At 69.4% G+C, this 26,917-nt stretch carries 28 protein-coding genes; 17 read left to right on the forward strand and 11 right to left on the reverse strand.

The genetic code is table 11. The features are described 5' to 3' along the window. Nucleotides 1-84: 84 nt before the first annotated feature. Nucleotides 85-1,044 carry a LysR family transcriptional regulator gene (locus PJ250_RS15465; protein WP_271645450.1) on the reverse strand — a complete coding sequence of 320 codons (960 nt, stop codon included), beginning with the start codon at nt 1,042-1,044 and terminating at the stop codon, nt 85-87. Between the two features lie 126 nt (nt 1,045-1,170). Between PJ250_RS15465 and PJ250_RS15470 the strand changes: the two genes are divergently transcribed. From PJ250_RS15470 to PJ250_RS15520, 11 genes are all read left to right on the forward strand, one after another. Next, the gene (locus PJ250_RS15470; RefSeq protein WP_271645451.1) at nt 1,171-2,226 is read left to right on the forward strand and encodes a Rieske 2Fe-2S domain-containing protein; all 1,056 of its coding nucleotides are present in this window, start codon (nt 1,171-1,173) and stop codon (nt 2,224-2,226) included. 23 nt (nt 2,227-2,249) lie between these two features. Next, nucleotides 2,250-3,200 (forward strand): PDR/VanB family oxidoreductase, encoded by a 951-nt coding sequence (locus PJ250_RS15475; RefSeq protein WP_271645452.1) that lies wholly within the window; start codon nt 2,250-2,252, stop codon nt 3,198-3,200. 2 nt (nt 3,201-3,202) lie between these two features. Further along, nucleotides 3,203-4,585 carry an AtzE family amidohydrolase gene (locus PJ250_RS15480; RefSeq protein WP_271645453.1) on the forward strand — a complete coding sequence of 461 codons (1,383 nt, stop codon included), beginning with the start codon at nt 3,203-3,205 and terminating at the stop codon, nt 4,583-4,585. After that, nucleotides 4,585-6,165, forward strand: coding sequence for a gamma-glutamyltransferase family protein (locus PJ250_RS15485; protein WP_271645454.1), 1,581 nt, complete (start codon nt 4,585-4,587; stop codon nt 6,163-6,165). The genes PJ250_RS15480 and PJ250_RS15485 overlap by 1 nt, the downstream gene beginning before the upstream one ends. Before the next feature lie 53 nt (nt 6,166-6,218). Further along, on the forward strand, nt 6,219-7,259 hold the full coding sequence (locus PJ250_RS15490; protein WP_271645455.1) for a nucleoside hydrolase: 1,041 nt from the start codon (nt 6,219-6,221) through the stop codon (nt 7,257-7,259). A gap of 44 nt (nt 7,260-7,303) precedes the next feature. Further along, a complete protein-coding gene (locus tag PJ250_RS15495; protein WP_271648668.1) occupies nt 7,304-8,527 on the forward strand; it encodes an allantoate amidohydrolase in 1,224 nt (407 codons plus the stop codon). A 37-nt stretch (nt 8,528-8,564) separates the two neighbouring features. After that, nucleotides 8,565-9,758 carry a pyridoxal-phosphate-dependent aminotransferase family protein gene (locus PJ250_RS15500; RefSeq protein WP_271648669.1) on the forward strand — a complete coding sequence of 398 codons (1,194 nt, stop codon included), beginning with the start codon at nt 8,565-8,567 and terminating at the stop codon, nt 9,756-9,758. 5 nt (nt 9,759-9,763) lie between these two features. Then, a complete protein-coding gene (gene hpxZ, locus PJ250_RS15505) occupies nt 9,764-10,153 on the forward strand; it encodes an oxalurate catabolism protein HpxZ (protein ID WP_271648670.1) in 390 nt (129 codons plus the stop codon). Continuing rightward, nucleotides 10,150-11,571, forward strand: a complete 1,422-nt coding sequence (locus PJ250_RS15510) for an FAD/NAD(P)-binding protein (RefSeq protein WP_271645456.1) — start codon at nt 10,150-10,152, stop codon at nt 11,569-11,571. The genes hpxZ and PJ250_RS15510 overlap by 4 nt, the downstream gene beginning before the upstream one ends. Continuing rightward, nucleotides 11,568-11,903: a hydroxyisourate hydrolase gene (gene uraH, locus PJ250_RS15515; RefSeq protein WP_271645457.1), complete on the forward strand. Its 336-nt coding sequence runs from the start codon at nt 11,568-11,570 to the stop codon at nt 11,901-11,903. The genes PJ250_RS15510 and uraH overlap by 4 nt, the downstream gene beginning before the upstream one ends. 128 nt (nt 11,904-12,031) lie before the next feature. After that, entirely contained in the window at nt 12,032-12,505 is a 474-nt protein-coding gene (locus PJ250_RS15520) for a hypothetical protein (protein WP_271645458.1), read from the forward strand. 189 nt (nt 12,506-12,694) lie between these two features. Here PJ250_RS15520 and mtnC read toward each other — a convergent pair whose 3' ends face one another. The 4 genes from mtnC to PJ250_RS15540 all read right to left on the reverse strand — a co-directional run bounded on the left by mtnC (nt 12,695) and on the right by PJ250_RS15540 (nt 16,323). Then, complete coding sequence (mtnC, locus tag PJ250_RS15525) at nt 12,695-13,402, reverse strand: acireductone synthase (RefSeq protein ID WP_271645459.1); 708 nt, start codon at nt 13,400-13,402, stop codon at nt 12,695-12,697. Further along, nucleotides 13,402-13,959: a 1,2-dihydroxy-3-keto-5-methylthiopentene dioxygenase gene (locus PJ250_RS15530; protein ID WP_271645460.1), complete on the reverse strand. Its 558-nt coding sequence runs from the start codon at nt 13,957-13,959 to the stop codon at nt 13,402-13,404. Before PJ250_RS15530 ends, mtnC begins: the two co-directional genes overlap by 1 nt. Nucleotides 13,960-14,055: 96 nt before the next feature. Next, nucleotides 14,056-14,697, reverse strand: coding sequence for a methylthioribulose 1-phosphate dehydratase (locus PJ250_RS15535; RefSeq protein WP_271645461.1), 642 nt, complete (start codon nt 14,695-14,697; stop codon nt 14,056-14,058). Between the two features lie 78 nt (nt 14,698-14,775). After that, complete coding sequence (locus tag PJ250_RS15540; RefSeq protein WP_271645462.1) at nt 14,776-16,323, reverse strand: amino acid permease; 1,548 nt, start codon at nt 16,321-16,323, stop codon at nt 14,776-14,778. Nucleotides 16,324-16,506: 183 nt separating this feature from the next. Here PJ250_RS15540 and PJ250_RS15545 point away from each other — a divergent pair, with 183 nt between their 5' ends. After that, nucleotides 16,507-17,064 (forward strand): NUDIX hydrolase, encoded by a 558-nt coding sequence (locus PJ250_RS15545; protein WP_271645463.1) that lies wholly within the window; start codon nt 16,507-16,509, stop codon nt 17,062-17,064. Between the two features lie 161 nt (nt 17,065-17,225). Here the strand turns inward: PJ250_RS15545 and serA are convergent, their stop codons facing one another. After that, nucleotides 17,226-18,464, reverse strand: a complete 1,239-nt coding sequence (gene serA / locus PJ250_RS15550; protein WP_271645464.1) for a phosphoglycerate dehydrogenase — start codon at nt 18,462-18,464, stop codon at nt 17,226-17,228. A 257-nt stretch (nt 18,465-18,721) separates the two neighbouring features. Here serA and PJ250_RS15555 point away from each other — a divergent pair, with 257 nt between their 5' ends. Together PJ250_RS15555 and PJ250_RS15560 are read left to right on the forward strand one after the other, a co-directional pair. Next, nucleotides 18,722-19,030 (forward strand): DUF2388 domain-containing protein, encoded by a 309-nt coding sequence (locus PJ250_RS15555; RefSeq protein WP_271645465.1) that lies wholly within the window; start codon nt 18,722-18,724, stop codon nt 19,028-19,030. A 35-nt stretch (nt 19,031-19,065) separates the two neighbouring features. Beyond that, nucleotides 19,066-20,901 carry a DUF7844 domain-containing protein gene (locus PJ250_RS15560; protein ID WP_271645466.1) on the forward strand — a complete coding sequence of 612 codons (1,836 nt, stop codon included), beginning with the start codon at nt 19,066-19,068 and terminating at the stop codon, nt 20,899-20,901. 276 nt (nt 20,902-21,177) lie between these two features. Here PJ250_RS15560 and yeiP read toward each other — a convergent pair whose 3' ends face one another. From yeiP to PJ250_RS15575, 3 genes are all read right to left on the reverse strand, one after another. Then, complete coding sequence (yeiP, locus tag PJ250_RS15565) at nt 21,178-21,744, reverse strand: elongation factor P-like protein YeiP (protein WP_271645467.1); 567 nt, start codon at nt 21,742-21,744, stop codon at nt 21,178-21,180. A 48-nt stretch (nt 21,745-21,792) separates the two neighbouring features. Next, nucleotides 21,793-22,563 (reverse strand): SDR family NAD(P)-dependent oxidoreductase, encoded by a 771-nt coding sequence (locus PJ250_RS15570; protein WP_271645469.1) that lies wholly within the window; start codon nt 22,561-22,563, stop codon nt 21,793-21,795. Between the two features lie 91 nt (nt 22,564-22,654). Beyond that, nucleotides 22,655-23,143, reverse strand: coding sequence for a GNAT family N-acetyltransferase (locus PJ250_RS15575; RefSeq protein WP_271645470.1), 489 nt, complete (start codon nt 23,141-23,143; stop codon nt 22,655-22,657). 136 nt (nt 23,144-23,279) lie between these two features. Here PJ250_RS15575 and PJ250_RS15580 point away from each other — a divergent pair, with 136 nt between their 5' ends. The 3 genes from PJ250_RS15580 to PJ250_RS15590 are packed head-to-tail and all read left to right on the forward strand — an operon-like array spanning nt 23,280 to nt 25,626. After that, nucleotides 23,280-23,525 (forward strand): FeoA family protein, encoded by a 246-nt coding sequence (locus tag PJ250_RS15580; RefSeq protein ID WP_271645472.1) that lies wholly within the window; start codon nt 23,280-23,282, stop codon nt 23,523-23,525. After that, on the forward strand, nt 23,522-25,378 hold the full coding sequence (locus PJ250_RS15585) for a ferrous iron transporter B (protein WP_271645474.1): 1,857 nt from the start codon (nt 23,522-23,524) through the stop codon (nt 25,376-25,378). Before PJ250_RS15580 ends, PJ250_RS15585 begins: the two co-directional genes overlap by 4 nt. Continuing rightward, nucleotides 25,378-25,626 carry a DUF6587 family protein gene (locus PJ250_RS15590; RefSeq protein WP_271645476.1) on the forward strand — a complete coding sequence of 83 codons (249 nt, stop codon included), beginning with the start codon at nt 25,378-25,380 and terminating at the stop codon, nt 25,624-25,626. The genes PJ250_RS15585 and PJ250_RS15590 overlap by 1 nt, the downstream gene beginning before the upstream one ends. Before the next feature lie 134 nt (nt 25,627-25,760). On the opposite strand, the gene PJ250_RS15595 is transcribed toward PJ250_RS15590, so the two are convergent. Together PJ250_RS15595 and PJ250_RS15600 are read right to left on the reverse strand one after the other, a co-directional pair. Further along, nucleotides 25,761-26,141 carry an FxLYD domain-containing protein gene (locus tag PJ250_RS15595; protein ID WP_271645477.1) on the reverse strand — a complete coding sequence of 127 codons (381 nt, stop codon included), beginning with the start codon at nt 26,139-26,141 and terminating at the stop codon, nt 25,761-25,763. Continuing rightward, the gene (locus PJ250_RS15600) at nt 26,138-26,650 is read right to left on the reverse strand and encodes a bactofilin family protein (protein WP_271645478.1); all 513 of its coding nucleotides are present in this window, start codon (nt 26,648-26,650) and stop codon (nt 26,138-26,140) included. The genes PJ250_RS15595 and PJ250_RS15600 overlap by 4 nt, the downstream gene beginning before the upstream one ends. Between the last annotated feature and the right edge of the window lie 267 nt (nt 26,651-26,917).

Below are 26,917 nucleotides of genomic sequence, written 5' to 3' on the forward strand. Positions count from 1 at the left end.
TTTCCTCATCTATCTCTGTGGCTAGTTACAGTCGCTGGATTCCCGCCTTCGCGGGAATGACGAACGGAGCGGGCGCTGGCGCTTTCAGCTGCTTCGCGTCTTTCTGACACCGATCTTCTTCGTTGGCTTCCCCACGAGGCGCCCCGGCAACCCCTGCAACGCCCCCACCATCTGCGCCAGTACCAACTGCGCCGCGCGGCTCGGCTGACGCCTGGGCGCGGTACACACCGCCAGCTGTAGCGGCCGCGCCTGCCAGCCATGCAGGGGGACGAAGGCGAGCTGGCCTTGTTCCACGTCATGCGCCACGTCGACCAGGCTCAGGATGCCGACGCCGCCGCCGTCGCGGATCAATGAGCGGATCAGGCGGGTGTCGTTGCAGGTGGTGACGCGGCGCGGGTCGACGCCGTGGCGGACGTACAGGCTGCGGGTGCGCTCCTCGATGACCAGCGGGGCGGCGGGCACCAGCAGGCGTTCGTCCAGCAGGCGGCTCATGGCGATAGTGGTTTCGCGGGCCAAGGCGTGGCCGGGCGGCAGCACGGCGCCGACAGGGATGTCGATGGCCGCGCGAACCTCCAGGTTGCCGTGCTCCACCGGGTCGAGCAGCAGGCCGAAGTCGACCTCGGCCGCGGCGACCTGCTCGCTGGCGTAGCGGTTGCCCACCACGCGCAGGTCGAAGGAGAAGCCGGGGTACTCGCGGGTCAGCTCGGCCAGCAGCTGGGGCACGAAGCCTTCGCTCAGGGCGTCGATCAGGGCGATGCTGACGTGGCCGCGGCGCAGGCCGCGCAGGTCGCCCACGCGCTCCAGGGTGCGGGTGTGCTCCTTGCGCCAGCGGCGCAGGTCGCCCAGCAGCAGCTCGCCGGCGGCGGTGAGCTTCATGCCGGTGGGCAGGCGCTCGAACAGCTCCACCTCCAGCTGCTGCTCGGCGCCCTGGATCTGTCGGTGGATGGCCGAAGGCGAGACATGCAGCACCTCGGCGGCCTTGCGCAGGTTGCCCAGGCGGGCGACCTCGATGAAGTAGCTGGCGAAGCGGGAGAAGGGCAGCACGGGGTTGGCCTGTTCTGTTTTTTGCAACGCATGATTGAAAAATCTTGAATGGACTGCAACAAGCGCCGCGTCGCAAGGTAGGGCCGCAACCCCGCACTCCCGCGTTTTTCGCCAGGTCGCCGCGCCATGTCCGCCGTTCCCCATCCCGCCAATCCGCACAGCCCGTTGCCGCCGGGCAGCACCTTCACGCCAGGCGACTGGCAGCTGCTGGCCCGCCAGTGGCACCCGGTGGCCAACGCCAGCAAGATCACTGGCGCGCCGTCCAAGGCCACGCTGCTGGACGAGGCGCTGGTGGTGTACCGGGTCAAGGGCGAGGTGGTGGTGGCGCGCGATGTGTGCCCGCACCGCGGCGTGCCGCTGAGCATGGGCAGTCACGACGAAGAAGGCGTGGTGTGCCCGTACCATGGCCTGCGTTTTGGCGCGGGCGGGCGCTGCAACCGCATTCCCTCCAGCCCCAATCAGGCGATCCCGGCCAAGTTGAACCTGGCCACGTATCCGGCGGTGGAGCGCTACGGCCTGGTCTGGGTGTGCCTGGCGCCAGACGCCGACAGCCCGGCGCCGTTGCCGGTGATGCCGCACTGGGACGATGCCGGCTTCCAGCAGATCAACTGCCCGGGCTTCGACATCAACGGCTTTGCCGGCCGCCAGGTGGAAGGCTTCCTGGATGTGGCGCACTTCGCCTGGATCCACACCGACACCTTCGCCGATCCGGACAACCAATTGGTGCCCGATTACACCACGGTGGAGACCGAGCACGGCTTCCGCGCCGACTACATCAGCAGCGTGAGCAACTACAGCGAAGGTTTCCGCCACCTGGCGCCGGCCGACTTCGCCTGGCTGCGGCGGTTCGAGACGCACCTGCCGTTCACCGCCTCGCTGACCATCCATTTCCCGGGCGAGCAGCGGCTGGTGATCCTCAACTGCGCCTCGCCGGTGTCGGCGCGCAAGACACGGCTGTTCGTGCCGATCGCGCGCAACTTCAACCTGGAGCAGCCGGTGGAAGAGGTGCACGCGTTCAACCTGTGCATCTTCGAGGAGGATCGGGCGATGGTGGAGTTGCAGCGGCCCGAGCGCCTGCCGCTGGACATGGCGCTGGAAGCGCACATCCCCGCCGACCGCAGTTCCATCGCCTACCGTCGCGGCCTGAAGAAGATGGGCTTCGGCGAGTTCTTCCTGGTCTGATGGCGATGGAGGCGCTGGAGGTCGTGATCGACGCCATGAGCCGCCAGGGCGCGGGCAACGTGGCGGTGGAACTGATGCGCGCCGATGGCGCGGCGCTGCCGGCGTTCGAGGCCGGCGCGCACGTGGACGTGCATCTGCCGGGCGGATTGATCCGCCAGTATTCGATCGCCAGCCCGCCAGCCGACCGCTCGCGCTACGTGTTGTGCGTGCGCCGGGAGCCGGCCTCGCGCGGGGGTTCGGCCAGCGTGCACGAGCGCCTGCGCGTGGGCCAGGCGCTGACCATTTCCACACCGCGCAACCTGTTCGCGCTGATGCCCGGCGGCCACCACGTGCTGGTGGCCGGCGGCATCGGCATCACCCCGCTGCTGGCGATGGCCCACCAGCTGCTGGCGGGCGGGGCATCCTTCGAACTGCATTACTACGTGCGCAGCCGACAGGAGATCGCCTTCCTGCGCCAGCTGCAGGGCGAGCTGGGCGATCGCGTGCACCTGCACAGCGCCGAGGAAGGCCGCGACGCGCGCCAGGTGCTGCCCGGGGCGCTGGACGGGGCAGGGAACGACCATCAGCTCTACCTGTGCGGGCCGGCGGCCTTCATGGACCACATCACCGCCGCCGCGCAGGCGCGGGGGTGGGACGCGTCGCGCATCCACAGCGAGGCCTTCGCCCCAGTGGTGCCGGTGCCGTCGGCCGATGCGGCCGCGCAGGATGCGGCGTTCGAGGTGCAGCTGGCGTCCTCCGGGCAGGTTTACTGCGTGCCGGCCGATCGCACCATCGCCCAGGTGCTGGGGGAGGCCGGTGTGCCGCTGAGCCTGTCGTGCGAGATGGGGATCTGCGGCGCCTGCCTGACCGACGTGGTCGAAGGCATGCCGGACCATCGCGACTCGGTGCAGAGCGAGACGGAGAAGGCGGGCAACCGCCAGATCACCGTGTGCTGCTCGCGCAGCCGCAGCCCGCGTCTTACATTGGCCCTGTGAACATGACAGACCCTTCGACGCGCCCCGGCGTGTCCCAGAACCTTGAATTGCTGGCCGGCTACGTGGACGCGCTGGCCAGCTTTGATTTCTCACCGGTGCCGGCGGCGGGCGATGTGGCCGCCGACCAGCGCGTGGAGTTGCCCGGGCTGGTCGCCACGCTGCACGCGCGCAACCCGGAACTGGTGGCCTTTACCCGCATCTTCGAGGCCGGCAGTACCTCCAATGCGAGTACCGAGGCGCCGCTGGCCGGCGTGCCGTTCGCGGTCAAGGACCTGTTCGACGTGGCCCGTCTGACCACCACCGCCGGCGCGGCGATGCGGATCGACGCGGCGCCTGCCACGCGCGATGCCGAAGTCGTGCGCCGACTCAAGCAGGCCGGCGCGGTGCTGGTGGGCACGACCAACATGGACGAATTCGCCTATGGCTTCGCCACGGTCAACGCGCACTTCGGCACCACGCGCAATCCGCATGATGTGCAGCGGCTGGCGGGTGGCTCGTCGGGTGGTTCTGCGGCGGCAGTGGCAGCGGGGCTGGTGCCGTTCGCGCTGGGCTCGGACACCAACGGCTCGATCCGCGTGCCGGCCGCGCTGTGTGGCGTCTATGGCTTGCGCAGCACGCATGGGCAGGTGCCGCTGGAGGGGGTGTTTCCGTTCGTGGATGCGCTGGACGTGGCCGGGCCATTCGCGCGCTCGCTGGACGTGCTGCAGACCGTGCATGAAGTGATGGCCGAGGCGGCGCTGGCGCCGGTCGAGGTGGCGGGCCTGCGCATCGCGCGGCTGGGCGGTTGGTTCGACGCGAACCTGGATCCGGACCTGCGTGCCGGGCTGGATGCCATCGCGGCGGCGTTGAATGTTCAGGACACGCTCGAACTGCCAGAGGCGAGGCACTCACGCATGGCGGCCTTCGTCATGACCGCGATCGAGGGCGCGTGGCTGCATCGACAGGCGCTGCAGGATCATCCGGATGGCTTCGATCCGGCCGTGCGTGACCGGCTGCTGGCGGGAATGTTGCAGCCCGCCCCGGTGCTGGCGCAGGTCCAGCACTTCGCGGCGTGGTTCCGCGCGGCGATGGCGCGGCTGTGGGACCAGGTGGATGTGCTGATCGCCCCGGCCGTGCCCTGCGTGGCGCCACGCATCGACCAGGCCACCATCGAGATCGACGGCCAGCCGGTGTCGGCACGCGCGAACCTGGGCATCTTCACCCAGCCGCTGGGCCTGGCCGGATGCCCGGTGCTGGCCGCGCCGCTGTGGCGCCCCGGGCAGCTGCCGCTGGGCGTGCAGCTGATTGCCGCGCCCGGGTGCGAGGACCGGCTGTTCGCCGTGGCCCGCACGCTGGAGGCCCGCGGCCTCACCGGCGTGCATGCCCCGGCCGGAGGGATCGCCTGATGCTGCACACCTTGCGTGCCCGTCGCGGCATGGCCGTGGCCCCGCACCATCTGGCCGCGCAGGCCGGACGCGATGTGCTGCGCGACGGCGGCACCGCGGTCGAAGCCTGCGTGGCCATCGCCGCGACGCTGGCGGTGGTGTATCCGCACATGACCGGGCTGGGCGGCGATGGCTTCTGGCTGGTCCGCGAAGCCGATGGCCGCATGCACGCCATCGATGCCTGCGGGCGCAGCGCACAGGCGGCAAGGCTGGCGTTCTATGCCGGCCAGGAGACGATCCCCTGGCGCGGCCCGGGCGCGGCCAACACCGTGGCCGGCACGGTCTCTGGCTGGGCCAAGGCGCTGGAAGGCGAGGGCAACCGCCTGCCGCTGGCGCGCCTGCTGGAAGATGCCATCCACCACGCCCAGGCCGGCGTGCCGGTCACCGCCGGCGGCGCGCAGATCGCGGCGAGCAAGGGCGCTGAACTGCGCGTGCAGCCCGGCGCCTACGCGGCCACCTTCGAACCTGAAGGCCGCCCGCTGCGCGAAGGCGAGCTGCTGCGCCAGCCCGCGCTGGCCTCCACGCTGCAACAGCTGGCGGGCGCAGGCCTGGACGATTTCTACCGTGGTGCGCTGGGCGAAGATCTCGCCACCGACTTGCAGGCGCTGGGCAGCCCGCTCACGCTGGACGACCTCAAAACGCATCGCGCAGAAGCCAGCGTGCCGCTGCAGGTCCGCCTGCGCGCGGCCACGCTCTACAACCACGCGCCACCGACGCAGGGCCTGGCCTCGCTGCTGATCCTGGCGCTGTTCGAGCGGCTGGACGTGGCCGAAGGCGAGGGCTTCGCGCACCTGCACGGGCTGGTCGAGGCGACCAAGCAAGCGTTCCTGATCCGCGATCAACATGTTGGCGATCCGGCGTGGATGACGCTGGATGCGCAGGCGCTGCTCGACGATGCAGCCGCGCTCGATGCGCTGGCCGCGCGCATCGATCCGCGCCAGGCGCTGCCATGGCCGCAGCCCTCGCAGGCCGGCGACACCTGCTGGTTCGGCGCCATCGATGCGCGCGGGCAGGCGGTGAGCTGCATCCAGTCCACCTATTTCGAATTCGGCTCCGGACTGGTGCTGCCGGGCAGCGGCATCACCTGGCAGAACCGTGGCTGCAGCTTCCGTTTGGCGCCCGATGGCTGGAACGCGCTCAAACCCGGACGCAAGCCGTTCCACACGCTCAATCCCGCGCTGGCGGTGTTCGACGATGGCCGGGTGATGAGCTACGGCACGATGGGCGGGGAAGGCCAGCCGCAGACGCAGGCGGCGGTGTTCAGCCGCTACGCGCGCTTCGGCATGCCACTGCAGCAGGCGGTCAGCGCGCCGCGCTGGCTGCTGGGCCGTACCTGGGGCGAGGACAGCACCTCACTGAAGCTGGAGGACCGCTTCGATCCGGCCGTGGTCGAAGCGCTGCGCGCCGCCGGCCACCACGTCGAACTGCTGCCGGCCTATACCTCGGTCATGGGCCATGCCGGCGCGTTGGTGCGCGAAGCGGACGGCACACTGAGCGGCGCGAGCGATCCGCGCAGCGATGGTGCGGTGGCCGGATGGTGAGCCTGACGCCCGCAGCGCATCATGGCCGGCCCGCCGTTTCCTCGATGCAATCCATGTCCTTGAATTCCTTTCGTTCCAACTCCGGTATGCGCAACGTGCGACCGCGCCGTGGCCTGCAAGCGCTCGCCCTTGCGGCTGTCCTGCTGCTGCATACAAGCTTGGCCTGCGCGGCCGAGGCGGCGAAGCCCGCGCCGATCCCGGTGATTGTGGATAACGACTTCGGCACCGACATCGATGACGGCTTCGCGCTGTCGCTGGTGCTGGCCTCGCCACGCCTCAAGCCGTTGCTAGTCACCACCACCTACGGCGACACGCAGACCCGCGCGCAGTTGATCGCCCAGCTGCTGCATGACACCGGGCATGCGGATGTCCCGTTGGCCGCTGGCCCGGCCATCGGCACGCGCGAAGGCGAGATCGGGCAGGCCGGCTGGCTGCGCAGCCCCGCGCCGCAGGTGCGCAGCGATGGCGTCGATGCCCTGCTGGCGACCCTCAAGCGCGCCCCTGCCGGCACGGTGACCCTGCTGGCGCTGGGACCGCTGACCACCGTCGATGCCGCGCTGAAGCAGGACCCGCGGACCTTCGCGCGCCTCAAGCAAGTGATCCTGATGGGCGGCTCGATCCATCGTGGCTACGGCCCGCAGGCGGGCACCAACTCGGACACGCCCAGCGCCGAATACAACATCAAGCTGGCGCCGCAGGCCCTGCGCGACCTGCTGGCCAGCGGAGTGAAGGTGGAAGTGCAGCCGCTGGACTCGACCGAGATCGCGCTGCCGGCGCCGCTGCAGGCGCGGATCTTCGCCGCGCACACGCCGTATGCCGCGCCGCTGTCGGCGCTGTACGCGCTGTGGGCCGAGCGCAGCCCGTGGGGCACCACGCCCACGCTGTTCGACGTGGTCCCGGTCGCGCGCCTGCTGGCGCCGTCGGTGTGCAAGCCGGTGCCGCTGCATATCACCGTGGAGGATGACGGCATGACCCGCGTCGGCGCCGGTGCACCGAACGCCACCGCCTGCCTGGACGTGGACAAGGCTGGTGTGCTCAAGCTGGTGGAAGCCGCCCTGGCACCCGCTGCGGTGCCGAAGCAGGCGCAGCCATGAGTGCCGCGCCCGCCCTGACGCACGCCGAGGCCGGCGCGCGCGCCATCGCCCGCTGCGATGCGCTGGGCGTGGCGCCGTTCACCGATTCGGACACCGGGCTGTATCGGGCCTGGCTCACGCCGGCCCATCGCGCCGCGCAGGCCCGAGTGGCCGAATGGATGCGTGAGGCCGGCATGGCCGTGCGCATGGACGCGGCCAGCAACCTGATCGGCCGCTACGAAGGCGATACGCCACACGCGCCGGCGCTGCTGATCGGCAGTCACCTGGACAGCGTGCGTGACGCCGGCCGCTATGACGGGCCGCTGGGCATCGTGCTCGGCATCGAGTGCGTGGCCTGGCTGCAGGCCGAAGGCATTCGTCTGCCGTTCGCCATCGAGGTGATCGCCTTCGGCGACGAGGAAGGCTCGCGCTTTCCCGCCTCCATGTTCACCAGCCGCGCGGTGGCCGGCACGCTCGCGCCAGATGCCATCGACGGGGTGGCCGACGCGGCCGGCGTGTCGGTCGCGCAGGCGCTGCGGGCCTGGGAGCTCGACCCGACCCAACTCGGGCAGGCCGCGCGCCGCAGCGATGAGGTGATCGGCTATCTCGAGGCGCATATTGAACAGGGCCCGGTGCTGGAGGCCGAAGGCCTGGCCCTGGGCGTGGTCACCGGGATCGCCGCGCAGCTGCGCTTCGAAGTGAGCGTGCGTGGGCGCGCTGGCCATGCCGGCACCTCGCCGATGCCGCTGCGCTTGGACGCGCTCACCGCCGCCGCTGAGTGCGTGTTGGCGGTCGAGGCGGTGGCGCGCGAGGCGGACAGCGACCTGGTCGCCACCGTCGGCCGCCTGCAGGTGTTGCCGGGCGCGACCAATGTGGTGCCAGGACGGGTGACGTTTTCGCTGGACGTGCGCACGGGGGACAACGCCACGCGTGATGCCGGCGCGGCAGACATCCTGCGCCGCTTCGAGGCCATCGCCGCTGCGCGCGGTATCCAGGTCGAAGCCACGCAGGTGCAGGACCTGGCCGCCAGCCCCTGCGATGTGCATCTGATCGAGCTGCTGGCGCAGGCGGTGCAGGCGCAGGACATCGCGCCGCGCCGGCTGGTGTCCGGTGCGGGGCACGACGCGATGGTGATGCGCGCCCTGTGCCCGACCGCGATGCTGTTCATCCGCTGCGACGGCGGCATCTCACACAACCCGGCCGAGCGCGCGCGCGCGGCCGACGCCGGCGCGGCCGTGGCGGCCATGCTGGATTTCATCGAACGATTGGGAGCAACCCGTGGCAACTGACGTTTTTGGCGAGATCGATCCCCCCCAGCGCCTGCTGATGGGCCCTGGCCCGGTCAACGCCCACCCGCGCGTGCTGCGCGCCATGTCCGCCGACCTGCTGGGGCAGTTCGATCCGGAGATGACCGCGTACATGAACGAGGTCATGGCGCTGTACCGTCCGATCTTCGGCACGCGCAACGCACAGACCTTCCTGATCGACGGCACCGCGCGCGCCGGCATCGAGGCGGCGCTGGTCTCGCTGGTGGCGCCGGGCGACACCGTGCTGGTGGTGAACTTCGGCCGCTTCGGCCTGCTGCTGGGGGAGATCCTGGGCCGCATCGGCGCGAAGATCGAAACCGTCGAAGCGCGCTGGGGCGAGGTGGTGCCGCTGGACGTCATCGAGGACGCGCTCAAGCGCGTGCGGCCCAAAGTCGTGGCGACCATCCATGGCGATACCTCCACCACCATGGCCCAGCCGCTGGAGGGCTTCGGCGCGCTGTGCAGGCAGTACGGCGCGCTGTCCTACGTGGATGCCACCGCGACCATCGGTGGCATGGAGATCGCGGCCGATCGCTGGGAGGTCGACGTGGTCAGCGGCGGTCTGCAGAAGTGCCTGGGCGGACCGTCGGGCTCGGCGCCGATCACCGTGTCCGAGGCGGCCGCTGCGCACATCTTCGCGCGGCGTCATGTCGAGCGCGGCATCGCGCGCGATGACATCGACGATGGCGATGGCCCGCGCATCCTGTCCAACTATTTTGACCTGGCGATGGTCATGGACTACTGGTCGGACAAGCGCCTGAACCACCACACCGAGGCTACCAGCATGCTCTACGGCGCCCGCGAGTGCGCGCGCGTGGTGCTGCAGGAAGGCCTGGAACGCCGCTACACGCGCCATCGCGCCGCCGGTGCGGCGGTCACCGCGGGCGCGCGGGCGCTGGGGCTGGAGGTGTTCGGCGACGATGCCCATCGCATGACCAACGTCACCGGCCTGGTGATCCCCACCGGCGTGGATGGCGAAGCGGTGCGCAAGCGCATGCGCGAGGATTTCGAGATCGAGATCGGCACCGCCTTCGGTCCGCTGCAGGGCAAGGTCTGGCGCATCGGCGCGATGGGCTACAACGCGGCCAAGCACAAGGTGCTGATCACCCTGGGCGCGCTGGAGACCGTGCTGCGCATGGAGGGCTTCACCTGCCCGCCGGGCGCCGGCGTGGAAGCCGCCTTGGCCGCCTGGAACGCGGAACTGGCCGCATGAGTGCAATGGGCGAGCCCACGATCAATGACCCGGCCATCGTGGCCGAGGTCCGCGCCGCCTTCGACGCCTACGAGCAGGCGCTGATGGCCGACGACATCGCCGCGATGGACCGCCTGTTCCATGCCGCGCCGACCACGGTGCGCTACGGGGTGGGCGAGGTGCTGTACGGCATCGAGGAGATCCGCGCGTTCCGCGTCGGGCGCGGCGGCTCGCCTCAGCGCAGGCTCGGACGGGTAGAGATCGCCACGTTCGGGCGCGACTTCGCCACCGCCAACGCGGAGTTCTTCCGCGAAGGCGCCACCCGGCGCGGCCGCCAGAGCCAGAGTTGGGTGCGCTTTGCCGAGGGCTGGAAGGTCGTGTCCGCGCACGTCTCGCTGGAGGGCACGCACGCGTGAGCCTGGCCGAGCTGGAACGCCGTGTCGCCCATGACCTGGCCTGCCTGGACCACGGCAAGCCCGACTGGACGCGTCCGCGCGCCAGCGACGCGGGCCATGTCTTCGACGTGGTCATCGTCGGCGGTGGACAGAGCGGGCTGGGCGCCGCGTTCGCGCTGATGCGCGAGCGGGTCTCCAACCTGCTGGTCATCGACGAGTGTCCGGAAGGCCGCGAAGGCCCCTGGGTTAGCTACGCGCGCATGGTCACCCTGCGCACGCCCAAGCAGATCACCTCGATCGACCTGGGGATTCCATCGCTGACCTTCCGCAGCTGGTGGGAGGCCCAGCACGGCGCCGCCGGCTGGGAGGCGCTGGACAAGATCCCGCGCGAGGACTGGATGGCCTACCTGCGCTGGTATCGGCGCGTTCTGGAGCTCCCGGTGCGCAACGACACGCGGCTGGTCCGCGTCGAGCCGCTGCCCGAATCCGGCCTGCATCGCCTGCACCTGGACGGTGGCGGCGTGCTGCTGGCGCGCAAGGTGATCCTGGCCACCGGCATCCAGGGCGGCGGGCAATGGGTGGTGCCCAGGTTCGTGTCGGACAACCTGCCGCCCACGCTGTACGCCCACACTTCCGGTCCGCTGGACTACGACAGGCTGGCCGGCAAGCGCATCGGCATCCTCGGCGGGGGCGCGTCCTCGTTCGACAACGCGCAGTACGCGCTGCAGCGGGGTGTCGCGCAGGCGCATGTGTTCGTGCGTCGCGCGCAGCTGCCGCGGGTCAATCCGATCCGGCACATGGAACAGGCCGGCATCATCGCGCGCTTCCCCGCGCTGCCCGATGCCGACAAGTACGCGCTGATGGCGAGCTTCTTCGCCCGCAACCAGCCGCCGACCAACGACACCTACGCCCGCGCGGTGGCGATGCCAGGCTTCCACCTGCACCTGGGCGCGCCGTGGCTGTCGGTTGCAGAACGCGACGGCAAGGCCGTGGTAACCACGCCGCAGGGCGAGCAGGTATTCGATTTCCTGGCCATCGCCACCGGACTGGTGACCGATCCGGATCTGCGTCCGGAGCTGGCCGAACTGGCGCCGGGCATCGCCCGCTGGCGCGACCGCTACACGCCGCCAGCGGAGCTCGCCAACCCGCTGCTCGATGCGCATCCCTATCTGGGACCTGGCTTCGAGCTGCAGCCGCGCGAGGCGCAGGCCGCGGCGCACTTGCATGGCCTGTTCGCGTTCAACTATTCGGCGCTGATCAACCTGGGGTTGTCGGCTGCGGCGTTGTCGGGCCTGAAGTACGCGCTGCCGCGGCTGGCGCAGGCGGTGGCCAACCAGTTGTTCGTCGATGATCGCCAGGCTGTGGTGCATGACTTCCTGGCCTTCGACGAGGAAGAATTCACCGGCCAGTGGCCGCCCCTTCAGGAGTCCGCGGCATGACCTCGCTTTCCACCCATGTGCTGGACACCAGTCGCGGAGGCCCGGCGGCGGGGGTGGCCGTGCAGTTGCTGGATGGCGCCGGCACCGCGCTGTGGCAGGGCGTGACCGACGCCGATGGCCGCTGCCCGGCGCTGCGCGAGCATGTCCTGGCGGCGGGGCGCTACCGGCTGGTGTTCGCGGTGGCCGACTATTTCCGCAGCGCAGGCGCCACACTGCCGGAGCCGCCGTTTCTCGACGTCATCGCGCTGGATTTCGGCATCACCGGGGAGGGCCACTACCACGTGCCGCTGCTGGTGTCGCCGTTCGGCTATTCGACCTATCGCGGCGGTTGAGGGCAAGGCCGCGCGGGCCGTCGAGGTGGCGGCCCGCTAAACTGATGCCACGCCTGACCGTGCGCTCGCGCCGACGGTGGTGATGTCCTTCCCGTGTTCGCGATGCCCCTGTCTTCGAAGTCCTGCCCATGGCCATTGGCCTGACCGTCCTTGCCACGCTGCTCGCATTCGCGCTGCTGGCGTGGTTCGCGCTGCGCTGGCGCCGTGGCCGTCGGACCTGGGCACTGCCGATGATCGCCGTGGGCCTGGTCGCCGTCGTGTTCGTATGGGAAATCGCAGCGCCGCAGGACGCGCCAGTCCCGACAGCGCAGCCGATGGCGGCCAAGTCCTTGACGCCGGAGCAGCAGGCGGTGATGTCGATCGTGGTGCAGCACTGCCAGGCCTGCCATTCCAGCCACGCCATGCAGATGGTCTATGCATCCTGGGTGCTGAAGCTGGACACCTTCCAGCAGGTCCAGGACAACGCGGAGCGGATCAACCGTCAGGTGGTGGAGCTGCGCAACATGCCGATGGGCAATGCCACGCAGATGACCCCGGACGAGCGCGAAGTGATCGCCCGCTGGTATGCCGGGCGCCCGCACCGGGCGAGGCGACCGCAATGACGGGGCAGTAAATGCGAAACGCCCCTTGCGGGGCGTTCGAAGCGGTCGGCTGGCTGGCTGAAGCTGGCGGGCGGTGACCGGTGCGCGTCCTCGCTGGCAGGCTGCTGGCGGAGGACGCGGTGCGCAGTCTAGGCCATCACATCGATCGATGAAGAAACGCGAATCGTTCTCGAAAAGCGGTGGTCCGCTTTATTCCAAGGCCGGTGCGATATGGCTGAAATCGGTGACCCGGGGATGCCCGCCGGTGGCCTCGCCGGTGCGCGGCTGCGCGTAGTCCTCGAGGCGGTCGACCAGGACGGTCTGCAGCCCCGCCTGGCGCGCGGCGTCCAGCTCCTCGACCACGTCGGACAGGAACAGGATCTCCTCCGGCGCATCGCCGATGGCCTGTGCGATCGCACGGTAGCTGGCGGTGTCGCGCTTGGGCCCGGTCGTGGTGTCGAAGAAGCCGGAGAACAGTGGGGTCAGGTCGCCGGCGTCGCTGTAGCCGAACAGCAGCTTCTGCGCGGCGATCGAGCCGGAGGAATACACGTACAGCGCCACGCCTTCGGCATACCAGCGCTGCAGGGCCTCGACCGCGTCCGGGTACATGTGCGAGGTGAACTCGGCCTCGCGATAGCCGGCCTCCCAGATCATCCCCTGCAAGGTCTTGAGCACGGTGTGCTTGCGGTCCTCGTCGATCCAGGTCTGCAGCAGTGCCACGCGTGCCGCGTCATCGGCGGCCTCGGGCACTTCTTCGGTCAGGGCATCGAGCAGGGCGCGAACGTCGGGTTCCTCGGCGTTGCGTGCCACGAAGTCGGGGAGCGCCTGGCGCGCATAGGGAAACAGCACGTCCTTGACGAAGGTGATGCTGCTGGTCGTGCCTTCGATGTCGGTGACGACGGCCTGGATCGTTGTCATCAGCGCGAAGACTCCGGTACGTAGCGGGGGAAGCGTGCGGCGATGGTCTCGCCGGTGAAGTGGCCCACCCAGCCATCCGGCTCGGTGAAGAAGCGGATCGCCACGAAACTCGGCGACTCGCCCATGTCGAACCAGTGCCTGGTGCCGTCGGGCACGGCGATCAGATCGTTCTTCACGCATTCGATCTCGTAGACCTTGTCCTCCACGTGCAGGGTGAACAGGCCCGAGCCGGCGACGAAGAAGCGGACCTCGTCTTCCTTGTGGAAGTGCTCGTCCAGGAACTTGGTGCGCATCTCGGCGCGCGCCGGATGGTCGGGGGCGATGCTGACCACGTCGACGGACTTAAAGCCGCGTTCGGTCACCAACCGGTCGATGTCGGCGCGATAGGCGTCCATCACCTCCTGCGGCGAGGCACCGGGCTCGATCGGCTTGGACGCCTGCCAGCGCTCGAACAGCACCCCGATCTTCTCCAGCTCGGTGGCGATGAAGTCCGGGTCGTAGCTGGCGAAAAGCGGGGTTTCCGGCTGCGCGTGATCAAAGATGCGAAGGCGGCTCATGGGGGACTCCAGGCGGAAAGGGAGCAGGGCGCGAAGCGTAGCAAGCCGGCCCGACGGGCGGCGTGGTGCAATGCAGAACGCAGTGATCGGGTGTCGTCAGCTGCGACAGCCGAGCTTGCGCAGCTCCAGCTCGCAGTGGAACAGGAATTCGAACGCCTCCAGGTGGCGCCGCGCCTCGGCCATGGTCCGGCCCCAGGCATACAGGCCGTGGCCATCGATCAGGTAGCCCCACAGCGGGCGCTCGTCCAGCAGCGCGTCCACCTGCGCGGCCAGCACCTGCATGTTCTGGGTGTTGGCGAACACCGGCACGTCCACGGCCATCTCATGGGTGCTGTTGCCGTGGAAGGCCTTGAGCAGCTCGTAGCCTTCCAGGCGAAGGTGGCCGGCGCCGGCATACAGGCGCGAGGCGATGGTCTGCACCGGCGAGTGGGTGTGCAGCACGCAGCCCACCTCGGGGAAGCGCTTGTACAGCTGGGTGTGCAGCAGGGTCTCGGCCGAAGGGCGCTTGTCGGTCGCCACCGGCGCACCTTCGAAATCCACCACCATGATGTGCTCGCGGCCCATGCGGCCCTTGTCCGCGCCGGAGACGGTGATCGCCGCATGGCGATCGTCCAGGCGTTCGGAGAAGTTGCTGCTGGTGGCCGGGGTCCAACCCAGGCGCGCCAGCTCGGCGACGTTGGCGGTGATCTCGTCGGCCAGCACGTCCAGGCGCGCGGCATCGTAGGGCAGGGCGTTCATGCGCGGAATTTTACCCGCATGTGGAAACGGCGCGGGTGACCGCGCCGTTTCCATTCATGCGTTGCCGCGTTGGACCGATCAGGCCTGGGGGCCTTCGTGGAACTTGGGCTCCGGGGGCATCGACTCGCCGTCGTCCGGCGGCTCGTTGCCCGGGATCATGTGGCTGCGGCGATAGCCGTACAGGTAGTACACGACCAGGCCGATGACCGCCCAGCCGAAGAACAGCGCGATGGTGTAGCCGGAGAGGTTGACGAACAGCAGCAGGCAGCCGGCGATGGCCAGGATGCAGATCGGCCACGCCAGCGGCGTCTTGAACGGACGCGGGCGGTTGGGCTGCTTCACGCGCAGCACCAGCACGCCCACGGCCACCATGATGAAGGCGAACAGCGTGCCGGAGTTGGAGATGTCCGCCAGGATGCCGACCGGGAACATCGCCCCGAACAACGCCACGAAGATGCCGGTGATCAGGGTGATGCGGTGCGGGGTGTGGAACTTGGGATGCACCTTGGCCAGCCACTGCGGCAGCAGGCCGTCGCGGGACATGGTGAAGAAGATGCGGGTCTGGCCGAAGATCATCATCAGGATGACCGTCGGCAGGGCGAGGGCGGCGACGATGCCGATGGCGTTGCCCAGGCCGGCGAAACCCAGCACGCGCAACACGTGGGCCAGCGGCTCATGGCTGCAGACCAGGGCTTCAGCGTGCTCGGGCAGGGCGCAGGCGGCGGCGAACTCGGTGCTGCCCGGGGCCAGGGCGGCGCCGGTCGCGTCCATCAGCGGCTGCGCGCCCATCGAACCGACCGCGCCGTAGCCGACCAACAGGTAGAACAGGGTGCAGATCACCAGCGAGCCGATCAGGCCGATGGGGATGTTGCGGTTGGGGTTCTTGGTTTCCTCAGCGGCGGTGGAAACCGCATCGAAGCCCACGTAGGCGAAGAAGATCGAGGCGGCTGCCCCCAGCACGCCGATGCCGCCCATGGGGCTGCCCCAGCCGGTCGGCAGGAACGGCTGGAAGTTGGCGTCCTTGGCCGCGGGCACGGACACGGCGATGAACAGGATCAGGGCGACGATCTTCAACGAGACCAGGATCGCGTTGACCCAGGCGCTCTTGGAGGTGCCCAGCACCAGCAGGCCGGTCACCACCAGCGAGATCAGGAACGCCAGCAGGTTGAAGGCGCCGCCGGCCTGAGGGCCGACCTGAAGCGCCTCGGGCAGGCCGAACCCGGCACTGTTGAGCAGGCCATTCATGTAGCCCGACCAGCCCACCGCGACCGCGCCGGCGGCCACCGCGTATTCCAGCACCAGGGCCCAGCCCACGATCCAGGCCAGCAGTTCGCCCAGCACGCCATAGGTGTAGGTGTAGGCCGAACCGGATACCGGGATCATCGAGGCCAGTTCGGCATAGGCCAGGGCGGCCAGTGCACAGACGACCGCGGCGATCACGAAGGCGATCATCAGGCCGGGGCCGGCCTTCTGCCCGGCTTCGGCGGTCAGCACGAAGATGCCGGTGCCGATGACCGCGCCGATACCCAGCATGGTCAGCTGGAAGGCGCCGAGCTGGCGGGTCAGCGCCTTCTTCTCGGCGGTTTCGAGGATTTTCTCAAGCGGCTTGACGCGCCAGAACAGCATGCGGTGTTCCCCTAGGACGAGGCGAAAAAGCGGATCTGAACCCGCTGTTGCCCCCTCGGCGCGGCGGATACGACCGCCGAACCTTACCCGTCATACTGTCAGTTGCACAAGTTACCTTGGACCCTTGTCGGGACCGCCGCAGCCCCTGTCACGACGGGGCGCCCGGCGCCCGCTTTCATTGCCATGACCCAGCTTCCCGCGTTGACGGCCCAGTTGGCCGCCTACCGACGTCAGCGGCCCACCGAGGCCGATGCCTGCGATCACTTCGAGGCCTTGCTGGCGCACACAGATGCCTTCGTGCGCGGGCGCCTGAGCGGGCACTTCACCGCCTCGGCCTGGCTGGTCAGTGCCGACGGCACACGGACTCTGCTGATGCATCACGCCAAGCTGCTGCGCTGGCTGCAACCCGGCGGGCACGCCGACGGCGACATCGACCTGGCGCGGGTGGCGCTGCGGGAAGCCGAGGAGGAAACCGGGCTGACCGGGCTGGTGGTGGAGGACGCGGCGATCTTCGACCTGGACCGGCACTGGATCCCCGAGCGTGGCGAGGTGCCTGGGCACTGGCATCACGACGTGCGCTACGTGGTCCGGGCGCTGGGAGGCGAGGACTTCGTCGGCAACCACGAGTCGCTGGGTCTGGCTTGGCGGCCGGTGGCCGAGGTGGCGGAGGATCCGGATGCCTCGCTCAACCGGATGGCGTGCAAGTGGCTGGCGATGAACACGCATCCGGCGGCCGGGTGAGCCGTGTGGGAGCCGCTACAGCGGCGATGGGCTTTCCTGGTGCAGCCCGATCGCCGCTGTAGCGGCTCCCACAGAATCCATCGATGGAGCAGACTTGGTACAGGACGCGTGCACGTGGCCTTACCGGTCAAGTCCTTCGCCGCCTTGGCGGCTCCCACGGATCAGTAGAGGACGCGCACGCGCAAGGTGCCGTCGATCGCGGCCATCGCGTCCTTGAGTTCGCCGGCCTGTTCCTCGCTGGCGGTCACGTCGATCACCACGTAACCGACCTGCGGATCGGTGCGCAGGAACTGGCCGTCGATGTTGACGCCCTGCTGGCGGAAGACTTCGTTGATCTGCGACAACACGCCCGGCACGTTGCGATGGATGTGCAGGATGCGGCGGCTGCCTTCGTGGCCGGGCAGGGTGACCTCGGGGAAGTTCACCGCCGACAGGGTGCTGCCGTTGTCGCTGTAGCGCACCAGCTTGGCCGCGACCTCCACGCCGATGTTGTCCTGCGCCTCCAGCGTGCTGCCGCCGACATGCGGAGTCAGGATGACCTGGTCCAGGCCGGCCAGCGGGGACACGAACGCATCGCCGTTGCCCTTGGGTTCGACCGGGAACACGTCCACCGCCGCGCCGCCAACGTGGCCGGACTTCAGGGCCTCGGCCAGGGCGTCGATGTCCACCACCGTGCCGCGCGAGGCGTTGATCAGGTGCGCACCCGGCTTCATGCCCGCGATCTGCGCCGGGCCGAACATGTCCTTGGTCGACGGGGTCTCCGGGACGTGCAGGGTGACCACGTCCGACTGCGCCAGCAGTTCTTCCAGGCTCGCCGCCGGCACGGCGTTGCCGAGCGAGAGCTTGGTTTCGATGTCGTGGAAGACGACCTTCATGCCCATCGCCTCGGCCAGCACGCCGACCTGGGTGCCGATATGGCCGTAGCCGATGATGCCCAGGGTCTTGCCGCGCACCTCGTGGCTGCCGGTGGCCGACTTGGACCAGCCGCCGCGATGGCACTGGGCGCTCTTCTGCGGGATGCCGCGCATCAGCATGATCGACTGGGCGATCACCAGTTCGGCCACGCTGCGGGTGTTGGAATAGGGCGCGTTGAAGACCGGGATGCCGGCCAGTTCCGCCGCCTCGGTATCGACCTGGTTGGTGCCGATGCAGAAGCAGCCCACCGCGATCAGCCGGCGCGCGTGCGCGAGCACGTCCTGCGTCAGCTGGGTGCGTGAGCGGATGCCGATGATGTGGGCCTCGGCGATGGCCGCCTTCAGGTCGTCTTCGGGCAGGGACTTGGTGTGGTAGTCGATCTGCGTGTAGCCGGCCGCGCGGAAGGTCTCCACGGCGGTCTGGCTGACGCCCTCGAGGAGCAGGACGCGGATGTCTTCCTTCGGGAACGAGGTCTTCTTCGACATTGGGGGACGGCATGGGTCGGGCGAAGCGGGGCGCCACTATGCCACGCACCTGCCCAGGCTGCGTGATGCGCCCGAACGACGTGGTGTTGCGCGATTGGCACACCGAAAGCCCTGTTTTCATGCGGTTTCAGACGCAACCGTCGCAATGCCGGTGCACAGGTCCTGCGGCGGAGGATGGCGCGCTGGCGGTGGCCTGCAGTAGCCTGCGCAGCTTCGGCAGCCGGCCGCTGCCCTCAATGACAGTGGAGTGATTGGACATGCGTAGATTCCTCGCCACGGCGATGCTGCTGGCCTGCAGCGCCCCGGTCTGGGCCTCCTCGGCCGGTGGCACCTCGGCCGGCGCCTCCTCGGCGGGCTCGGCTGGCTCATCGGCCTCCTCGGACAGCTCGTCGGACGACGACAAGCTGGTGCTGGATGCACGCGGCGACGCGGCCAGCTTCGTGGCCAGTGACGGCGCCATCCGCGGCGCCCGCCTGGAGGCGGCGCTGCGCAATCTGCGCGCGCGCAACGTGGCCGCGCGCGAGGCCTCGGACCTGCAGCTGGCCCAGGCGATCCTGGCGCTGTGAACCGGACGCGCCGGCCGCCGCGCTGGCGGTGGCTGGTGTTGTGCTGGCTGGCCTGCGGTCTGCCTGCCCGCGCGGAGCTCTACTGGGGGCTGGACGCGCAGGGGCTGACCGGGCCTGAACAGCAGGTGGCGCAGGCCGCGCTCGATGACGCCGTCGAACGCCTCCCGCCGGCCTGGCGTCAGGCGCTGGGGGCCGTGCCGGTGCAGTGGCGAGACGATCTGCCGGCCCGGGTCCACGGGCGCACCACCGGGGCGGGACGCGTGCTGTTGCCGCGCTCCCTGCTCGATGGCGAACCTCGCGCGGCCCTTGGACCTGATGCGCCGCTGCGTGCCGCACTGATTCATGAATTGGCGCATCTGCTGGATCGCAGTGCGGTCGGGGGGCTGTCGCGTGATCCGCGCCTGCTCGACCTGGCCGGTTGGCAGGTGGGCACCTGGCCACGTCTGTGGCTGCGCCAGCGGCACAACGCCTTCACCGACCGCTCGCCCGATCCCTACGAGCTGGCATCGCCGCGTGAATACGTCGCGGTGAACCTGGAGCATTTCCTGCTCGACCCGGATTACGCCTGCCGTCGCCCCGCGCTGGCGGCGTATTTCGCTGAACGCCTGTCGATGCCGGTGCCAGGCCGCACGTCCTGCGCGCCCGGTCTGCCGTTCTCCGAGGAGACGGCCAGGCAGCCGTTGCAGATGCTGGATCCGGCGCGTGTCTATGCCGTCGACTACCTGCTGGCCGAAGGCAACGACCAGCCGATGAGTCGCTGGGGCCACAGCATGCTGCGGCTGGTGATCTGCGCACCGGGGCGGCCACCTGGTCCCGATTGCCGGCTGGACCTGCAGTTCCATCGGGTACTGTCGTTCCGTGCGTTTGTGGACGATGTGCAGCTTTCCAGCTGGGGTGGACTGACCGGGCGCTATCCCGCGCGCTTGTACCTGTTGCCGCTCTCCCAGGTCATCGACGAGTACACGCAGGTGCAGCTGCGCGGCCTGCGCTCGGTGCCGCTGTCGCTCTCACGCGCGGAGATCGCCACCCTGCTGCAGCGTGCCGCGCAAGTGCATTGGAGCTACGACGGGGGCTACCGCTTCATCTCCAACAACTGCGCGGTGGAGACTTTCAAGCTGCTCCACGACGGTGTGCCGCGGTTGGCGGAGGCGGACCTGTCGGGCATCACGCCCAAGGGCCTGCTGCGCCGCCTGGAACGTGCCGGCGTGGCCGATGCCTCGGTGCTGGAAGACGCCCGCCAGGCCGAGCGCGAAGGCTATTTCTTCCCCGCAGCCAGCACGCGCTATCAGGCGATGTTCGAGGTGGTGCGCCGCGCGTTGCCAGTGCGCCAGCGGAAGGTGGAGGCCTGGTTGTCCGCGCCGCCGGACCAGCGCGCCGGTTGGATCGATCGGGGCGACCTGCGCACCACCGCGGCCCTGCTGGTGCTGGAGCAGGCCGCGCGCCGGCAGCAGGAACAGACCGCGCGTGATGCCCTCAAGCATCGCTTCGCGGGGATGCGGCAGGATGCGGCCATGCGCGAAGGCGGCCAGCGCCTGCAGGCCTTGCTGGACGAAGAAGGCCTGTTCGCACAGCCGTCGCGGTTGCTGGCGGGACAGGCCGGCTATGGACTCCCGCAGCAGGCCGAGCGCGAGGCGCTGATCGCCGACGCGGGACCGCGTGCGCAGCGGCAGCGGCAGGCGCGCGATCGCCTGCAGGCCGATGCGCTGCAGTGGCTGCCGGGGTCACTTCGGGCGCAGATCGAGGGGACCGAAGCCAACCTCACCGCGCTCGGGTCGCGACTGCGGACCCTGAATCGTGAAGCGGGCGGGCTGGAACTCGATGGCGGCGCCGATTCGTTCAACGGCGGCGCGAATCCGACCCTGCGTCCGTAGTGCTCCGCCGGATGGCGCCTGCTTGCGACGCGCAAATCGACCGAGGGTGTCGGCGCGGTCGGGACACTCCGATTGCATCGCGGCGCCGGCTTCGGTCTTGTGCCCGGCTTCATAAAGCCGCGTGCTGGAGGGATGCACGCGGGCTGGACGCGGTGCGGCCAGCGTGCGGATTCCCATCGGCGTACGAACTCGTTGTCCAGTGTGGTCGGGCCCGGTGCAGGGCGGCGTAGCCGCCGCTGCACCCCCGCTCAGGCCCGGGACGGGCCTGGACGACGATCAGTCGGCGCGCCCGCCGAATTCGCCGGTGGTGGTGTTGACCAGGATGCGTTCGCCGGTGCCGATGTACTCGGGCACCATGATCTCGATGCCGGTGCTCAGCGTGGCCGGCTTGGGGCGCTTGGTCGCCGTGCCGCCCTTCAGCTCGGGCGGGGTCTCGATGACTTCCAGGGTCACGTGTTGCGGCAGCTGCAGGGCCACCGGCTGCTCGTCGATGACCTGCACATAGCAGCCGCTCAGGCCTTCGGTGATGTAGCCGGCATCGTCGCCCAGGACGTCCGGGTCCAGCGTGTACGGGGTGTAGTCCTCGTCGTCGAGGAACACGAACGCCTCGCCATCCTTGTAGGAGAAGGTGGCCTGGCGACGCAGCAGTTCGACCTCGGTGAGGTTGTCGTCGGCGTCGAAGCTGGCATCGAGCTTGTTGCCGCCCGGCACGCTGTACATGATGAAACGGAAGCGAACGTTGCCGCCGCGGCCCTGGGGCGAGGAGCGTTCGATGTCGCGGATCTGGTAGACGCCGTTGTTGTATTCGACGACGTTGCCCTTCTTGATGTCACCAGCTTTCATGGATTTGGCTGTGTTGGGTTGGTGGGTGGTAGGGAGGTGCGACGGCGCCTACTTGGGCGCCAGGCGGGTGGCGCCATCCAGGCGGATGGTTTCGCCATTGAGATAGGGCGAGTCCAGGATGAAGGCCACCGTGTCGGCGTATTCGCCCGGCTGGCCCAGTCGCGAGGGGAACGGGATCGAAGCCGACAGCGACTGCTGCACGGCCTCGGGCATGCCGTCGACCATCGGGGTCCAGAAGATGCCCGGCGCGATGGTCATCACCCGGATGCCGAAGCGCGCCAGCTCGCGGGCCATGGGCAGGGTCATGGCGACCACGCCGCCCTTGGACGCGGCGTACGCGGCCTGGCCGATCTGGCCCTCATAGGCGGCGATGGAGGCGGTGTTGACGATGACGCCACGTTCGCCGTCGGTGCCGGCCGGGTTGTGCTGCATGATCGCCGCGGCGGCCTTGGCCACGTTGAAGCTGCCGACTAGGTTGACCATCACCGTGGTGCTGAAGGTCGCCAGTGGCATGGGGCCTTCCTTGCCCAGCACGCGCCCGGCGCCGAGGATGCCCGCGCAGTTGATCGCCGCGTTGAGCCCGCCCATGAACTGGTTGGCGGCGGAGATCGCCGCGGCGGTGACACGCTCATCGGTGACATCGGTGTTGATGAAGCGCGCGCGGCCCGCGCCCAGCGCCTCGACCGCGGCTTGGCCCTTGTCGTCGTTGACGTCCAGCAGGGTGACCTTGCCGCCGGCGGCGACGATGCGTTGCGCGGTCGCCAGGCCCAGGCCGGAGACGCCGCCGGTGATCACGGCACGGGTGTCGGATAGCTGCATCGCGGGCCTCGTGGGGATCGTGGAAAGGCCGCCCAGTTTACGGGATGGCCGGCCGAGGCCTTGCGCGCTGCACCAGCGCCCGCCCGAACGGTCAGAGCGCCAGTGCGTACCAGCGATCGCAGCCGCCGTGCCCGGTGGCGCCCAGCGGCGCATCAAGCCGGGTGAAACCAGTCCTCTCGTACAGGCGCATCGCGCTCTCCATGCCGTCCAGGGTCTCGATGTAGCAGCGGCGAAAGCCGAAACCCCGGGCGGTCTCCAGGCAACGCGCCATCATCGCCCTCCCGGCACCCAGGCCACGCGCCTGCGACAGGAAGTACATCTTGCGCAGTTCGCAGGTGTCCGCGTCGCCGCCTTCCAGCGGGGCCACGCCGGCACCGCCCAGCACCTGTCCATCGACTTCGACCACGAAGTAGGCGCTGCGCGGCGCGGCATAGGCGCGGCTGAGCCAGTCCACCTCCGGGTCGTTGATGGCAAAGCCCGCGCCGCCGGCCCCGAACTCGGGCATCACTCGGCGGATGATGGCGGCCATGGCCGCGTCGTCGTCGGAGGTGATCGGGCGCAGGGTGAAGGCGGTGGACATGGTGGCGCGGGTCGAGGCGGGCGCGCATCGTACGCCAGCGGCGGTCCGCAGCGTCCTGTCCCATGACTTGCCCGACATACGATGCCAGCGAGGGGAGTGATACTATTGAGAACTGTTTTCATTTGAGCCCGCTCGCGTGATGCTGTCCGAACTGCCAAGACGCACCCAGGCCATCGTCGAATCGGTCGAGGATCGGGGTCCCAACGATGGGATCGCCAGGCGCCTGCGGGAGCTGGGCTTCGTGGCCGGCGAGCAGGTCGAGGTGGTTGCCCAGGGTCCGATGGGTGGCGAGCCGATCCTGGTCCAGGTGGGCTTCACCCGATTCGCGTTGCGCCGGTCCGAGGCCGCCCGCGTGCGCCTGAGCGGGGAGCGTCCCGCGTGAACGCTGTCGTCAAGCCGGCCCGCCTGGCGCTGGTGGGCAACCCCAATTGTGGCAAGACCGCGCTGTTCAACCTGCTGACCGGCAGCCGCCAGAAGGTGGCCAACTACGCCGGGGTGACGGTCGAACGCAAGGAGGGCCGGTTCACCGGTGCCGATGGCCGCAGCTACGTGCTGTTGGACCTGCCTGGGGCCTACAGCCTTAATGCGGCCAGCCTGGACGAGGCGATCACCCGCGACCTGTGTCGGGGCTTCCTGCCCGGCGAGCCGGCGCCCGATGCGCTGGTGTGCGTGGTCGATGCCACCAACCTGCGCCTGCATCTGCGCTTCGTGCTGGAGGTGCTGGGCCTGGGACGGCCGGTGGTCGTGGCGGTCAACATGGCCGATGCCGCGCGGCATCGCGGGATCGCCATCGACCTGGAGGTCCTGCAACGCGAACTCGGCGTGCCGGTGGTGGAGACCGTGGCGGTGCGCTCCAACGGCGCGCGCAGCCTGCTCGATCAGATCGACCGGATGGTCGACAACCCACAGCCGCCCCGCCATGTGCCGCCCGAAGACGCGGACCTGCATGCCGAGGTCCGTCGATTGCTGGCGCTGGCGGTGACCATGCCCACCCGCACCGCGCGGGTGGATGATGTGCTGGACCGCTGGCTGCTGCACCCGGTCTTCGGCCTGGTGGCGCTGGCCGTGGTGATGTTCCTGATCTTCCAGGCGGTCTATGCCTGGGCCACGCCGGTCATGGATGCCATCGATGCCGGGACCGCCTGGCTGGGTGCCTCGGTCGGGGATGCCCTCCCTGCCGGGCCGCTCAACAGCCTGCTCACCGACGGCATCATCGCCGGCCTGGGCGGGGTGATCGTGTTCCTGCCGCAGATCCTGATCCTGTTCTTCTTCATCCTGGCGCTGGAGGAATCGGGCTACCTGCCGCGCGCGGCCTTCCTGCTGGACCGGCTGATGTCACGGGCCGGGCTGTCCGGGCGCTCGTTCATCCCGCTGCTGTCCTCCTTCGCCTGTGCGATCCCGGGGATCATGGCTACCCGATCCATCCAGGACCCGCGCGATCGCCTGGCGACCATCCTGGTGGCACCGTTGATGACCTGTTCGGCGCGTCTGCCGGTCTACGCACTGCTGATCGGGGCCTTCATCCCGGCGCGGCCGGTGTGGGGCATCTTCAACCTTCAGGGGCTGGTGCTGTTCGGCCTGTATTTCGCGGCGATCGTCAGTGCACTGGTGGTCTCGTGGGTGATGAAGCGCTGGCGTCGCGACAAGAGCGAGCATGCGTTGCTGCTGGAGCTGCCGTCTTACCGCATTCCGCAGCTGCGCGACCTGGCCATCGGCCTGTACGAGCGCGCGATGATCTTCCTCAAGCGCGTCGGCGGCATCATCCTGGCGTTGACCGTGCTGCTGTGGTTCCTGCTGTCCTTCCCGGGCGCGCCGGCCGACGCGACGCTGCCGGCCATCGATTACAGCCTGGCCGGACGCATCGGCCATGCCATGACCGCGATCTTCGCGCCACTGGGCTTCAACTGGCAGATCTGCATCGCGCTGATCCCCGGCATGGCCGCGCGCGAGGTGGCCGTGTCCTCGCTGGCCACGGTGTACGCATTGTCCGGCGATGACGCGGTGACCTCCGAGGCGCTCAAGCCGCTGATCCATGGCGGCTGGTCGCTGGCCACCGCGCTGTCGCTGCTGGTCTGGTACATCTACGCGCCCATGTGCCTGTCCACCCTGGCCACGATCAAGCGCGAGACCAACTCCTGGAAGCGCATGGCGGTGTCGGCGGGCTATCTGTTCGGCCTGGCCTACCTGGCCTCGCTGGTGACCTACCAGGTGGCCGTGATGCTGGGGGGCGGCTGATGGACGCCGGCCTGCTGCTTCAATATCTGGTGATCACGCTGGCCGTGCTGGTCAGCGCCTGGGTCGTCGCGAAAAAGCAGTTCCCCAACGCCACGCGCCGCGCCCGCACCGCACTGGCCTTGCCGATGCTGCGCGAGGGTCGGCCGGCGTGGCTGCGCCGCCTGGGGCGCTCGCTCGCGCCGCCGGCAAGATCCGCCGCATCGGCCTGTGGCGGCTGTAGCAGCTGCGGGCCGGACGCGCGGAAGTAAGCGCGACAGGCGCGTTCAACACCCCGCGGCTGGCGCGGTTTTTGGCACCTGCAAGCCCCGACCTGCAGGCAATGAGAGAGAGAAGCGCACGCACGGCGAGTCGCCGCGCGTGTGGAAGACACCCTCCTGTGGCCTCAGGACAGCCTGCGCTTGCCGCGGGGGATGACGCCGCCGCTATGCGGGAACATCTCCACCGCGAGCGAGAAGGTGCGCTCATCGCCTGGCAGCAGGGCACCAACGCCGACCACGTGTCGTTCGACCTCGCGTCCACGCTCGTCGCGGATCACCACCACGGCGGTGTATTCGTAGGCAGGTGCGTCCTGCGGGTGATGCACCGTGCCCTCGACCTTCAACGGTACCTGCCGGCTGGCTTCGCGCTGGCTGACCGTTGCCGAGTCATCGAAGCGCAGGTGGTGCCGGCAGGACGGGCAGACCGCCGCCGTCTCCAGGATCATGGCCTTGCAGTGCGGGCAGGCGCGGGTGGCGCCCGCCATGCCGGGACGGGCCGTGCTCACGCCGCGTCGGGATCCCGGTCCTTCTTCTTCGGCTCGCTGCCATCCCAGCCGAAGTCGGCCTGACCGCGCATGCGCGCGCCGGTGGCCACGGTCATGCTGCCGCACTTCACGTCGCCGGTCAGCGCGCCGGAAGCGAGCAGTTCGACCTGCTTGGCGGCCTCGATGTTGCCCTCGAGCTCACCAGCAATGACGACCTTGTTCGCCTTGACCCCGCCCGAGAGTCTGGCGCCCTGTTCGATGGTGAGGTCGCCCTGCACGTTGACGTCGCCCTTGAACGTGCCGGCGATGCGGACATGTCCGGTGCCTTCGATCTTGCCCTCGATGGTCAGGTCCGAAGCGATCAGCGATTCCTTGACCTCGCGCGCGGCAGGGCGGGGAGCCGGGGTTGGCGTGCTGGCGACCGGCTCGGGCGTGAAGGGCGCCGGGTTGGGCGTCGTTGGCGGCGTGGCTTCGGGGAGCGGGCCGGGCGCATCCTTCTTGCCGGACAGTTGATCTTTCCACATGGACATGTCGCACGATCTCCAGGTCGGGGGAATCAAGGGACTATCGCGGCAAAGCCCGCAGGCGCGTTGTGACTGGGCTCACCGATTGGCCGGTCTTTCCGCGGTACCGGCGTGCTCCGATCCTAGCGCCGGACGTGCCGGCCTGCATGTCGGTGCGCAACATCGGCACGAGTCGCGTTGTGTCGCGCTGACCCGATGTCCACGGATGCGCAAAAGAAAGGGCCCGCACAAGGCGGGCCCCAAGGCTGCGCGACGCGTCGGCCGCGTCAGCGC

It is taken from the genome of Pseudoxanthomonas sp. JBR18 (assembly GCF_028198165.1).
Lineage (GTDB): Bacteria > Pseudomonadota > Gammaproteobacteria > Xanthomonadales > Xanthomonadaceae > Pseudoxanthomonas_A.